Origin of the sequence: uncultured Brevundimonas sp., assembly GCF_963974615.1 — a bacterium.
Classification (GTDB): Bacteria; Pseudomonadota; Alphaproteobacteria; order Caulobacterales; family Caulobacteraceae; genus Brevundimonas.
Map to the genome: position 1 here is coordinate 147,254 of NZ_CAXBDH010000004.1, position 12,734 is coordinate 159,987.

Here is a 12,734-nt window from a genome sequence, read left to right on the forward strand (position 1 = left end):
TCGCTCGGCCGGCGATCCGAAGCGGCGGCGGGAGCGGAAGGGAGCGGGCCGCGACCGGGATCCTCGGAGACCGGGACGCGGGCTGACGGGGCTGCAACGTCCAGTCGGCCAGGGGCGGTGATCGAGTATCCGTCCGGACCAGCAGGCCGTCGTCGCGGCCGCTGCCCGTCGTGTGCAGAAGGGGAACTCGTTAAGAGCGAGGCGTAGCCCCGGGCATGTGGAAGCCCCCTCCGCGCGGAGCGCCAGTCTTCGTCGAAACGGTATTCAACTTCCTGCATCCGGGCGAAGACCCGGACGCTCCGCCCAGCCTCCCATCCCCCTGCGTCCCACCGGCGCGGGATGTATCATCGTGCCGGGTCGGGGGCGGCAGATCTTATCGCCCCTCCCCCTGTGATGAAGACGCCGACCGCTTCCTGCGGCGGCGCAGCAGCAGATAGCCTGCGGGGATCACCAGCATGGACAGCAAAGGTGCCGTCAGCATGCCGCCGATGACCGGCGCGGCGATGCGGCTCATCACTTCCGAACCGGCACCGTGGCCGATCAGGATGGGGAACAGTCCGGCCAGAATGACCGCCACCGTCATGGCCTTGGGCCGCACCCGCAACAAGGCCCCCTCGCGCACGGCGGTCTCGACCTCGTCCGGTCCCGGGTTCAGGCCGCGCGCCGTGAGTGCGGTCTTCAGATAGATCAGCATGACCACCCCGAACTCGGCCGACAGTCCAGCCAGGGCGATGAAGCCGACCCCGGTAGCGACCGACTGGTGATAGCCCAGCAGATACAGCAGCCACACGCCGCCGGTCAGGGCGAACGGCAGGGTGGCCATGATCAGGGCCGCCTCGTCGAAACGTCCGAAGGTCAGATACAGCAGGATGAAGATGATCAGCAGGGTGGCCGGAACCACGACCTTCAGCCGCTCGGCGGCGCGGATCAGATATTCGAACTGCCCGGAATAGGCGATGGTCACCCCCGGACTCGGTTGAACCTGATCTGCCACCGCCTTCTGCAGATCGCCGACCACCGAGGCCAGATCTCGGCCCCGGACATCGATATAGACCCAGGTCGTCGGGCGCCCGTTCTCCGACTTCAGCATCGGAGGCCCGTCCGCGACCTGAATGCCCGCGACGGTACCGAGCGTGATCTGCTGGCCCGAGGGGGTCACGATCGGCAGAGCCTGAAGCTCGGCCAGACTGTCGCGCGTCTCGCGGGGATAGCGGACACTGATCGGATAGCGGGCCAGACCCTCGACGGTCTGACCGATGGTCTCGCCGCCGACGGCCCCCGCGACGATGGCCTGGACGTCCGCGATATTGAGGCCATAGCGCCCGGCCGCCTGTCGATCGATGTCGACATTGACATAGCGTCCGCCCGTCAACCGTTCGGCCAGGGCCGAGCTGACGCCCGGGACGGTCTTGGCCACGTCGGCGACCTGGGCGGCGATCCGGTCGATGGCCTGAAGATCGGCTCCGGACACCTTGACCCCGATCGGGCTCTTGATGCCGGTGGCCAGCATATCGATGCGGTTGCGGATCGGGGGCACCCAGACATTGGCCAGTCCGGGCACCTGTACCGCCGCATCCAGCGCCTCGACCAGCTTCTCCGGGGTCATGCCGGGCCGCCACTGGTCACGGGGCTTGAAGCGGATGGTCGTCTCGAACATCTCCAGCGGTGCCGGATCGGTCGCCGTATCCGCCCGGCCGGCCTTGCCGAACACAGTCTCGACTTCGGGCACGGTGCGGATCATCCGGTCGGTCTGCTGCAGCAGTTCGGACGCCTTGGCGACCGACAACCCCGGCAGGGCCGACGGCATGTAAAGCAGGTCGCCCTCATCCATCGGCGGCATGAACTCGCCGCCCAGCTGGCTGATCGGCCAGGCCGAGGTGGCGAACACGGCCAGGGCGATCAGCAGGGTTGCCCGGGGACGCTGCAACACCCAGTCGAGCGGCGGGCGGTAGATATGGGTCAGCCAGCGGTTGATCGGATTGCTCTGCTCGGCCGGAATCCGTCCGCGGATCAGATAGCCCATCAGCACCGGCACCAGGGTGATCGACAGGATCGCTGCCGCCGCCATGGCATAGCTCTTGGTGAAGGCCAGTGGCGCGAACAGCCGCCCCTCCTGGGCCTGCAGGGTGAACACAGGGATGAACGACAGGGTGATGATCACCAGACTGAGGAACAGCGCCGGCCCCACCTCCGCCGCCGCTTCGGTGATCACCCGCCAGCGGGTCTCACCGGCCAGAGGCTCATCGGGATGGTCGTGTTCCCATCGCTCGATATGTTTGTGCGCATTCTCGATCATGACCACGGCCGCATCAACCATGGCCCCGACGGCGATGGCGATTCCGCCCAGCGACATGATGTTGGCGTTGACGCCCTGAAGATGCATCAGGATGAAGGCTGCGAGCACACCCAGCGGCAGGGTGATGATGGCCACCAGGGCCGAGCGCGCGTGCCACAGGAACAGGCCGCAAACCAGCGCGACGACGATGAACTCCTCGATAAGCTTGGTGCTCAGATTTTCGATGGCGCGATCGATCAGGTGCGAGCGGTCATAGACCGGCACAACCTCGACCCCGGCCGGAAGTCCGGCCTTGAGGGTTTCCAGCCGCTTTCGCACCGCCGTGATCACCGCCTGGGCATTCTCGCCCGAGCGCAGGATCACCACCCCGCCGGCCACCTCGCCCTCGCCGTTCAGTTCGGCGATGCCGCGACGCATTTCCGGGCCGATCTGGATCGTGGCCACGTCACCCAGCTGGATCGGCACCCCGCCGGTGGCCGTGCGGATCGGCACAGCGCGGAAGTCGTCGAGCGTGGTCAGATAGCCGTTGGCGCGGACGACATATTCGGTCTCGGCCAGCTCCAGAACAGACCCGCCCGCCTCGCCATTGCCCTGCTGGATCGCCGCGACGACCTGCTGGTGCGTCACGCCGTAGCCGGCCAGTTTGGCGGGATCGAGCACCACCTGATACTGGCGCACCATGCCGCCGATGCTGGCGACCTCGGCCACGCCCGGAACGGTCTTGAGTTCATAACGCAGGAACCAGTCCTGCAGGCTGCGCAACTGCGACAGGTCGTGCTGACCCGTCCGGTCGACGAGCGCGTATTCATAGACCCAGCCGACCCCGGTCGCGTCCGGACCCAGCGCCGGACGCGCAGTGTCGGGAAGTACGGCCTGAACCTGGCTGAGATACTCCAGCACCCGGGAGCGCGCCCAGTAGAGGTCTGTACCGTCCTCGAACAGCACATAGACATAGCTGTCGCCGAAGAAGGAATAGCCGCGCACCGTGCGGGCTCCCGGCACCGACAGCATGGTGGTCGCCAGCGGATAGGTCACCTGATTCTCGACGATCTGCGGAGCCTGGCCGGGATAGGAGGTGCGGATAATCACCTGCACGTCGGACAGATCCGGCAGGGCGTCCACCGGTGTATTGCGCACGGCCCAGAGGCCCGCGGCGACCAGGGCGAAGGCGGCCATCAGGACGAGGAAGCGCCCCTTGACCGAGGCGCGGATGATGGCGGCGATCATTGGCCTGCCTCCCGCCGGGTCAGACTGCGGATCGTGGCCTTGCCGTCGACCATGTCGAACCCGAAATCGACCTGGTCACCCGCCGAGATTCCTCCAAGTGGCACCGCCCCCGCTACCGGGAAGGTCATCGTCATGGCCGGCCATTGCAACGCCGGGACCGGTCCATGCGCGAGGGTGATCGAACGTCCCTCGATGGCCTGAACCCGGCCGCTTGTCCGGTAGGCCGGAGCCGGGGCCGGAGCCGTGGCCGAGGTTCGAGCTGGGGCCGGCGCTCGCGCCGGAGCTGGAGTCGGAGCCGGGGCCGGAGCCGCGGACGCGTTTCCCGACGGTGCCCGGGCCTGCTCCAGGCTACGCGCCGTGACACCGGACAGACTGGCCTCGGAATCGAACAGGAACTGGCCCGAGGCGACGACGCGCTCACCGTCACGCAGTCCGGAAAGAATCTCCGTCTGCCCCCCGGCTTCGCGCCCGACCCGGACCTCGGCCGGTTGATAGCGCCCGCCTTCTCCGGCGAGCATGACCAGATTACGCTGGCCGGTGCGGATCACGGCTTCGGACGGCACCAGCAGGGCCGGCACCGTCGACCCGCCGAACGTGATCTGTCCGTACATGCCGGGACGAAGACGACCGCCCCGGTTTCGCAACTCGACCCGTGCGGTCAGGGTCCGGCTGTCACCCGCGACCTCGGGCAACAGGGCGGTCAGTCGACCGGTCATCCGCTCCCCGGGAAAGGCGGCCAGCGTCACATCGACCGACCGGCCGACCCGGAGCTGACCGGACAGGGCCTCGGGCACCGCGGCGTTGAGCCAGACGGTCGACAGCCCGTTGATCTCGGCCAGGGTCAGACCCGCCGGCACACTCATGCCGGCGCGCACGCCCAGGGTGCGGATGGCCCCGCCGATGGGACTGTTGATCGTCACCGTCGTGCGCGGACGGCCCGACCGCTCGACCGCGACGATCAGGGACTCCGGCATGCCCAGCAGAACCAGACGCTGGCGCGCCGCCCCGGTCAGGGCCGCGTCATCCGTGCGACGAACCGCGAGATATTCGATCTGGGCCCCGCCCCAGTCCGGCACCAGCAAATCGACCAGCGGGGCCCCGGCGGCGATGACGTCACCGGGGGCACGCGCATAGACCCGCTGAACGAAACCGGCAGCGCGCGCCTGCACCACCGCGACGTCGCGTTCATTGTAATCGACCACCGCACTGGCGGTCAGGTCACCGTCGAGGATACCGGACCGGACCGTGGCGAAACGGACCCCCAGATTCTGGACAAGGGCCGGATCGATGCGAACACCCGCCGCCGCGCCAGACTCCTCGTCGGCGTATCGGGGCACCAGTTGCATGTCCATGAACGGTGACTTGCCCGGCTTGTCGAACCTCTGGCCCGGAGTCATCGGATCATACCAGTAGAGAACCTCGCGCTCACCCACAGTGGCGGCGACGGGATCCGCGCCGCCCGGACCGAAGCGTGCCAGCGCCAGGCCGGCCACACCGCCGATAACGATCAGGCCGGCGGCTGCGGCCGCAAGCCCCATATTTCTACGCTCAAACCGGATCATTGGTCGTTTCCATAAATCAGGGTGAATCGGACGGCGCGGCGCGCCACATCAGCTTCCTTGTCGAGGGTGTCCAGCCGGCCGTTGGCCAGGGCGGTGAAGGCGTCCAGCACCTCCATGACCCCGGCGCGGCCCGCGCCGTAGCTGGCCGTTTCGAGATCGGCACGCGTGCGCAGGTTGGGCAGAACCACGTCCCGCGCCCTGACCCAACGGGTGCGGGCCACCTCGTATTCCGTGAGGTCGCCCTGCAGGGTCGCCAGCCATTCACGTTCCGCAGCCTCCTGCTCGGCCATAACGCGCCGGGCATCGGCAGCGCGGGCCGCGATCACCGGCTCCTGCCGGCTCCCCTGAAACAGGGGCAGACTGACACTGGCACCGACGGAGACAAGATCGCCGAACATCGGATCCCGGTGGGCGTAGCCGGCCTCAAACGACCAGTCGGGTCGGCGTCCGGCCCGGGCCAGATCAAGGTCCGCCTCGGCCCGGTCCTTCACGGCGCCATAGGCGCGCAGGGCCGGCAGCCGACCCAGATCTACGTCAAGGACACCCGGCTCAAGATCGATGGCTGGTGGCGACCCACTGGCGCTTGGTGCCGGATCGCCGGTCCATCGCGACAGTTCCGCCCGGGCCCTGGCGAGGTCGACCCGCAGACCGTCGCGGCGATCATCCAGGGCGGCGCGCAGCTCGACAGGTCCCAGAATCTGCGCCGGTCGGTTCGCGCCCGAGACGAGGCCCGACGGGGCCGCCGCCCACAGCGGGTCAAGCGAGGTGAGCAGATCGTCCAGAACGGCCAGCCGACGTTCCGTATAGAACAGGTCGACCCAGGCCTGGCCGGTCGCGACCCGGACATCCCACAGCGTGATGTCCTCTCGCGCCCGGGCCACGCCGATATCGGCCTCGGCGATGCGTCGTTCAGCACGACGCCGCGCGCGGCTGGGGACATCCTGCTGCAGGCCGACCTGGACGTTGGTCATCTCGATCCCGTTGAAGCGCCCGGCTGCGGGACCCGAAACCGGAAAGCCGTCGACGCCGAACCTGAGCCTTGGGTCCGGCAGACGTCCGGCCGCCACGACCGAGGCCTCCGCCGCCTCCACGCCCAGGGCACCGGCACGCACGGTCGGGGCGTCCGAACGGGCCATGGCCAGGGCCTCGGCGAAGGTCAGGGGCTCGGATTTAACGGGCCCCGCGACAACCAGTGCGCAACAAAGCGCAGCCACGCTGGCCCAGGTCGGCGCGACAACGCGGGCCCGACCGACAGTAGATTTCAACACAATAATGAGCTCCAAACCCTCCCCGTCGCAAAGGACCGGGGATCAGCCGTTCAAAAAGTCCAACGGTGCCAGGCACCGCGGTGGACTCGCGAAGATACGGTCAGGGTCAGGCTTTTGGAGGATCTCGAGGTGGCAACGTGGTGAGGCCGACCAACCGGCCGGTCATCCCATCATAGGTCGGAGTGAGGCCGGAAACCGGCCGTTCGATCGTGGGCCCGAACGAAAATACGGGCGAAACGACCGTGCACCCCATCTTGGCAAGACAGTCGGCCTTCGTATGTTTGCACGGCGCTTGTCCGGGAGCAGACGCGTCATCCATCGCGCCCATCGTCATCTGAACGCAATCTGGCATGTCCGGCGCAGCTGAAAACGGAGTCGCCCTCGCCGTCGTCTGGCCGATAAAGCCGACGAACGCCAAAGACAGGATCAGGATGCGCAGCAAGCTCCACATAGCCCCACCTTCCCATGTTCCGGTCGGCCGCGCAATCGGCTCCTGACGGTGCTGTTCAAGCGCTCCAAGAAAACAGGGGCGGGGGTTGGGGGCGTCTATTCGCCGAAGGCGGGCACGCGTTCGTTGACCGGCTGCACAACGCGATTGGAGATGCCGAGCGCCGCCGCAAGGGCCGCGATCTGCTGTGCCGAGGCCTCAACCGGCGTCGACAGCACGTTCCAGCGCACACCCTCAGTGCACGGCGGCGTGGTCAGGGAACCGACATAGGCGAAATAATGCCTGTCCGCCGGCAACAGCAGGGCGGGATCGACGGTCGGACGGGTCACGCCCTCATCTCCGGTCTGCGTCGGCAGGGCTGCCAGCAACGCCGCAAGAGCGGGATTTGCGGCCCCTTCGGTCAGGAATACGCCGACGACCGCCAGGGCCCCGTCGGCACCCCGGTTCACGAAATGAATTTCGGCCGGATAGGTCTTGCCGTCCAGAGTATGTTCACTGGGGGCATGGAAATGGAACTGCACCAGCGCATAGCCGTCACTACCGATCAGGGTCCGGCCGGCGACGTCGGGCGTGAATTGCAAGGTGTGGCCGTTGTTCAGGAAAGTCCCCGGGCCGGCCCCATAGGTGACAGTCAGGTCCGGCAGATCGGCACCTGCCGTGCTGACCAGCGCCACCGGGGACTGCGCCGCGCCGACCGGACATTCCCCGCCCCAGCCTGCCTGTTCGGTATAGGTCCAGTGAGCCGGATCGGGAGCCGCTGCCCCGTCGCCGGAAGGATTGCACCCACCCAGAGCCAGAACGGTCGCCGTAACGATCAAAATTCTCACATGAACCTCCCCGGATTCGGGCCAAAATCGGCCGACGAACTGAACACCAGCCCGACAGTCCGCGCCAGCTCAATCCAGCCACCCCGCCCCGGTGGCCCGACGGATCAGGACAGTCGGACCACGGCGGTGGCGCATTGACGCCGGTCGGTCGGCCATTTGACAGTTGGCAATTCGAATTGTGGACGCAGGCTGTAAAGGCGGACGGATGAGCCCGCTTCAGGGCGCAGAGGTCACTGCGATTCCATGACGACAGACCCGGCCCGAGAGATCACCCAGACGTATTTCCCCGGCGCGCGGTCAGAGAACGAACGCCGGCTGCGCGACGAGATCGACGCCACGCTCGACCACTGGTTCCGATGGCGTTCGGGCCGGTTCGAGGACAGCGCCACGACTGGAGAACAGCCCGTCCCGGACACCGGTATCGCCACCCGTCACGATGACCGACTGGGGCGTCGACTGCTGACCCTTTGCGACGCCCTGACCGCCGAGACCCCAACCTTCACCCCCCGCTACATCGCCCACATGAAGGCCGATCTGTCGCTGCCAGGCCTGCTGGGCTGGTTCGCGGCCATGCTGCACAATCCCAACAACAGCTCACGCGAGGCCAGCCGCGTCGGCAGCGTCATCGAGACCGAGGCCATCGCCGCCCTGGCCCGGATGCTCGGCTATGACCCGGCACTGGCCCAGGGGCATTTCACCTCGGGCGGGACGGTCGCCAATTTCGAGGCGGTCTGGCGGGCTCGCTACCGGCTGGACCACTGGCTGGCCCTGGCACTGCACATTGCCGAAACGACCGGTACACGCCTCGACCCCTTCGCCGCCGCCCATATGGGCTGGGCCCGGTTCCGCGAATTGTGGAGCGCCCACGACCTGTCGGACGATGTGCTGAAAGCCTGCAGCGCGGCGGCGTCCAATCCCGGCGACATCTGGCGGCGCATCAGCCGGGCCACGGGTCAGAACTATATGGGACCGGTGATGCTGGTCCCCGGCAACCGTCACTACTCCTGGAGCAAGTCGGCCAATGTCTTCGGTCTGGGCGCAGAGGCAATCTGGAGCATCGCCCTCGATGCCTGCGGTCGCCTCGATCTGGCCGATTTCGAACGGCTGGTCGCACGCGCCGAAGCCGAAGGTCGCCCCATCCTCATGGCCGTTGCGGTAGCCGGTGCCACCGAGACCGGAGCCGTGGATCCACTGGATCACCTCTATGACCGGATGGACGACTGGCGGGCAAAACGGGGCTGGCGCATCTGGCGTCACGTCGACGCGGCCTACGGCGGCTTCCTCGGGGCCATGCTGGACGGCCCTTCCGAGGCGGCCCTGACCCCGGCGACCGCCGCCGCCCTGCGCGCCATGCGGCGATCGGACTCCATCACCATCGATCCGCACAAGCTGGGCTATGTGCCCTATGCCTGCGGGGCCTTCCTGACGCCCGACGCTGAACGTTATGCCGTGTCGGCCTTCGACGCCCCCTATCTGGACCGGCCGGAACTGGGCGAGGGCAAATGGTCCTCGACCCTCGAGGGCTCACGCTCGGCGGCGGGCGCGGCGGCGACCTGGTTGACCGCGGAAACCATCGGCTTCAACGCTGACGGTTTCGGAGCCCTGATGGCCGCCACAGTCGACGCTCGTCAGGCCTTCCAGGCTGCGGTCCAGGACGCCGTCCCCGAGGCCCGCTTCCTGCCCGCCGACAGCAATATCGCCTGCTTCACCCTGGCGCATCCCGGCGAGGCACTGAGCCGCTCCAATACCCGGACCCGAGCGGTTTTCGACCATTTCCAGACCTCACCCGATTTCGCCGTATCGAAGACCACACTGGGCCGGGACAATGCCGCCCTGATGGCGTCCGTTCTGGCCGGACATGAAGGTTATGACGACGCGCCGGACGGGCACGGCGGGATGCTGGTGATCCGCTGCGTCTTCATGAATCCCTACTGGTCCGAACCTTCGGTTCGACAGGAGCTGCTCCCGCGCTTTATCAAGGAATTGGGCGAAGCCCTGGCCGATGCCGATCTGGCTCAGGTCGCATGAGATGGAGGCGATGATGACCCGGATCCTGTTCTTCGGCCGCGTCGCGGAACGTCTGGGGGCCGATTGCCGCCTGGACCTGCCCGCAGCCGGAGCCAGTCTGGGTGAAATCCGTCACCTTCTGGCCGCAAGGGACGAGGTCAGTGCCGCCGCCCTGATGCGGACCGACGTCCGTGCCTCGGTCGACCAGATCGTGGTCGGCGACGACGTTTTGGCCCGACCGGATCAGGAAATTGCCTTCTTCTCCATCTTTTCGGGAGGCTGAGGTGGCGCTCGACGTCCGGCTGGAACCCTCAACCCTGTCCGCCCCAAGAGAGCTAGAGCGCTTTCTCGTCGGCCGCACCGGTGACGGGGCGGTGGTGGCCTTTACCGGCCTGGCCCGGGGCATCGGCAAGGACGGTTCGGCCGTCGAATCCCTGACGCTGGACTGGTATCCCGGCATGACCGAACGCTCGATGCGCGACATCGCCGAGGCCGCGGCGGCACGTTTCCCGGTCAGCGATCTGGTCGTGGTCCATCGTTGTGGCGACCTCGTCCCGGGCGAGACCATCGTCTTCGTCGCCGCCGCCGCGCCACACCGACGCGTGGCCTTCGAGGCCGCCGACTATCTGATGGACAGACTCAAGACCGAGGCGGCGTTCTGGAAGCGCGAGACCGGTCCCACCGGCACCCGCTGGATTGAACCCGTAGACGAAGATCGCGCCGCCCTGGCGCGCTGGAAGGACGACACGCCCTGATGGCCGGAATCAACGAAGATCTGCCGTTTCACCCGCTGAATATCGCGGTCCTGACCATATCGGACACCCGCGACGAAACCACCGACACCTCGGGCGGTCTGCTGATCGAGCGCCTGACCACAGCCGGCCACGTGCTGGCCGGCAAGGCCATCGTTCACGACGAGGTCGACGCCATCCGCGCCCAGCTCAAGGTCTGGATCGCCGACCCTGATGTGGACGTGGTGCTGACCACCGGCGGCACCGGCTTCTCGCCACGCGACGTGACCCCCGAGGCCGTCAAGCCTCTGTTCCGACGCGAATTGGACGGGTTCTCCGTCGTCTTCCATCTCAAAAGTCTCGGCACGGTCGGGGTAGCGACGCTGCAGTCGCGGGCCCTGGCCGGACAGGCCGAGGATACCTTCGTCTTCTGCGTACCGGGATCGACCGGGGCCTGCCGCGACGCCTGGGACCTGGTGCTGGCCGAAGAGCTGGACAGTCGCTTCCGGCCCTGTTCGCTGGTCGGCCAAATTCCGCGTTACCGGGGCATCTGCCCGTGAGCGCCCTGACCCATCTGGACAGTGGCGGCCGGGTGCATATGGTCGACGTCGGTGACAAGGCCGCCACCACCCGTCGGGCCGTCGCCGAAGGGCGTCTGGTCTGCGCGCCCGAGACCCTGGCCCTGGTGCGCGATGACCGCGCGCCCAAAGGTGCCGTCATCACCACCGCCGAACTGGCCGGGATCATGGGGGCCAAACGCACTGCCGACCTGATCCCCCTGTGCCACCCCCTGGGTCTGGACAAGGTCTCGGTGACGGTGGTCATGGACGAGACCCTGCCGGGCTTCATCGTCACTGCCGAAGCGCGCGTCAGCGGGCCGACCGGGGTCGAGATGGAGGCCCTGACCGCCGTCTCGGTCGCCTGCCTCACCCTCTATGACATGCTCAAGGCGGCCGACCGCGGCATGGTCATCAGCCAGGTGCGTCTGTTGTCGAAATCGGGTGGGCGTTCGGGTGACTGGACCGCCGGGGACGTCACGGAATCATGATCGATTTCGACGCGGCCGTCGCCCTGATCCTGAGCGCGGCTCGCCCGCTCGAGGTCGAGCCGGTACTGCTGGAGTCCGCCGGTGAGCGGGTGCTGGCCGAAGACCTGAAGGCCCGCGGCGACGCCCCGCGCACCGCGGTTTCGGCCATGGACGGCTATGCCGTGCGTGACGCCGACCTGACGACCCTGCCGGCGCGATTGCCGGTCGCCGAAGTCGCCTTTGCCGGTCGGGCCGATGTCCCTGTCCTGCCTCCGCACAGTTGCGCCCGCATCTTTACCGGAGCGCCCGTCCCGCTCGGTGCGGATCGGGTCATAGTTCAGGAGATCGTCGGCCGCGACGGCGACGACGCCCTGTTCGAGACCGCGCCGGGCGAAGGCCGCCATATCCGCGCGGCGGGTTCGGACTTCGGGGCGGGTGAGGTTTTGCTGCCCGCCGGGGCCGTTCTGGGTTTCCGCGCCATGGTCGCCGCCGCCGCCGCCGACGTCGCCACCCTGTCCGTCGTGCGCCGCCCTCGTGTCATCATCCTGGGAACGGGTGATGAGCTGGCCGAGCCGGGACAGGCACTGGAGACGCCCGGCAGTATCCCGGAAAGCGTCTCGTTCGGCGTGGCCGCCCTGGCGCGGCAGTACGGGGCCGAGGTCATCGCCCGTCGGCGTCTGGCCGACACGCCGGAGACACTGGAAGCCGCCGCCGGTCAGGCGCTCGATGATGCTGACCTGGTCGTGGTCACCGGAGGGGCCTCGGTGGGCGAGAAGGATTTCGCCCGCGCGATGTTCGCGCCCTTCGGTCTGGAGCTGATCTTCTCGAAGGTCGCCATCAAGCCCGGCAAGCCGGTCTGGTTCGGGCGGGCCAATGGAAAATGGATCATCGGCCTGCCCGGCAATCCCACATCGGCGATCGTGACCGCCCGTCTGTTCCTCGCCCCGCTGATCGCGGGTCTGGCGGGTCGGGACGCGGCCGCCTTGCTGAAGTGGCGGGACATGACCCTGACCACGCCGCTCAAACCCTGCGGAGATCGGGAGACGTTCGAGCGTGGACGTCTGGTCGCGGGTGGGGTTGCGGTTCTGAACACCCAGGATTCCGGATCCCAGAAAGCGCTGGCGACGGCCAACGTCCTGATCCGGCGGCGTCCCGGTGCCCCGGGCCTGTCCGTGGGTAAGACCGCCACCGTTCTGGATTTCTGACCCCGTCAGATGAGTCGCGGACGAGGGAGGTCGCCTCTCTATCGGACACGTTCGCACTGCCCTCCACTTGATACCGGTCAAGCCCTGCCTTGATGGTAATCTTCGCCTGCGACACGCCCGCGCGCCTTCCGCGCGC

General features: G+C 67.7%; 11 protein-coding genes. 6 read left to right on the forward strand and 5 right to left on the reverse strand.

What is annotated here, in order from left to right; translation table 11 throughout:
• Positions 1–373: 373 nt before the first annotated feature.
• The 5 genes from AAC050_RS04000 to AAC050_RS04020 form a co-directional block, all read right to left on the reverse strand.
• The gene (locus AAC050_RS04000; RefSeq protein WP_339913765.1) at positions 374–3,523 is read right to left on the reverse strand and encodes an efflux RND transporter permease subunit; all 3,150 of its coding nucleotides are present in this window, start codon (positions 3,521–3,523) and stop codon (positions 374–376) included.
• Complete coding sequence (locus tag AAC050_RS04005) at positions 3,520–5,085, reverse strand: efflux RND transporter periplasmic adaptor subunit (RefSeq protein WP_339913766.1); 1,566 nt, start codon at positions 5,083–5,085, stop codon at positions 3,520–3,522. The genes AAC050_RS04000 and AAC050_RS04005 overlap by 4 nt, the downstream gene beginning before the upstream one ends.
• Entirely contained in the window at positions 5,082–6,353 is a 1,272-nt protein-coding gene (locus AAC050_RS04010) for a TolC family protein (protein WP_339913767.1), read from the reverse strand. Before AAC050_RS04010 ends, AAC050_RS04005 begins: the two co-directional genes overlap by 4 nt.
• Positions 6,354–6,459: 106 nt before the next feature.
• On the reverse strand, positions 6,460–6,795 hold the full coding sequence (locus AAC050_RS04015) for a hypothetical protein (RefSeq protein WP_339913768.1): 336 nt from the start codon (positions 6,793–6,795) through the stop codon (positions 6,460–6,462).
• 104 nt (positions 6,796–6,899) lie between these two features.
• The gene (locus AAC050_RS04020; protein WP_339913769.1) at positions 6,900–7,628 is read right to left on the reverse strand and encodes a carbonic anhydrase family protein; all 729 of its coding nucleotides are present in this window, start codon (positions 7,626–7,628) and stop codon (positions 6,900–6,902) included.
• 243 nt (positions 7,629–7,871) lie between these two features.
• Between AAC050_RS04020 and AAC050_RS04025 the strand changes: the two genes are divergently transcribed.
• From AAC050_RS04025 to AAC050_RS04050, 6 genes are read left to right on the forward strand one after another with little or no spacing between them, the layout of a single operon-like run.
• Positions 7,872–9,656: a pyridoxal-dependent decarboxylase gene (locus AAC050_RS04025; protein ID WP_339913770.1), complete on the forward strand. Its 1,785-nt coding sequence runs from the start codon at positions 7,872–7,874 to the stop codon at positions 9,654–9,656.
• Between the two features lie 10 nt (positions 9,657–9,666).
• Positions 9,667–9,918, forward strand: a complete 252-nt coding sequence (locus tag AAC050_RS04030; protein ID WP_339913771.1) for a MoaD/ThiS family protein — start codon at positions 9,667–9,669, stop codon at positions 9,916–9,918.
• Between the two features lies 1 nt (position 9,919).
• Positions 9,920–10,390, forward strand: a complete 471-nt coding sequence (locus tag AAC050_RS04035; protein ID WP_339913772.1) for a molybdenum cofactor biosynthesis protein MoaE — start codon at positions 9,920–9,922, stop codon at positions 10,388–10,390.
• Complete coding sequence (gene moaB, locus AAC050_RS04040; RefSeq protein ID WP_339913773.1) at positions 10,390–10,926, forward strand: molybdenum cofactor biosynthesis protein B; 537 nt, start codon at positions 10,390–10,392, stop codon at positions 10,924–10,926. Before AAC050_RS04035 ends, moaB begins: the two co-directional genes overlap by 1 nt.
• Positions 10,923–11,414, forward strand: a complete 492-nt coding sequence (gene moaC, locus AAC050_RS04045) for a cyclic pyranopterin monophosphate synthase MoaC (RefSeq protein WP_339913774.1) — start codon at positions 10,923–10,925, stop codon at positions 11,412–11,414. The genes moaB and moaC overlap by 4 nt, the downstream gene beginning before the upstream one ends.
• Positions 11,411–12,598: a molybdopterin molybdotransferase MoeA gene (locus AAC050_RS04050; RefSeq protein WP_339913775.1), complete on the forward strand. Its 1,188-nt coding sequence runs from the start codon at positions 11,411–11,413 to the stop codon at positions 12,596–12,598. Before moaC ends, AAC050_RS04050 begins: the two co-directional genes overlap by 4 nt.
• Positions 12,599–12,734: the final 136 nt, after the last annotated feature.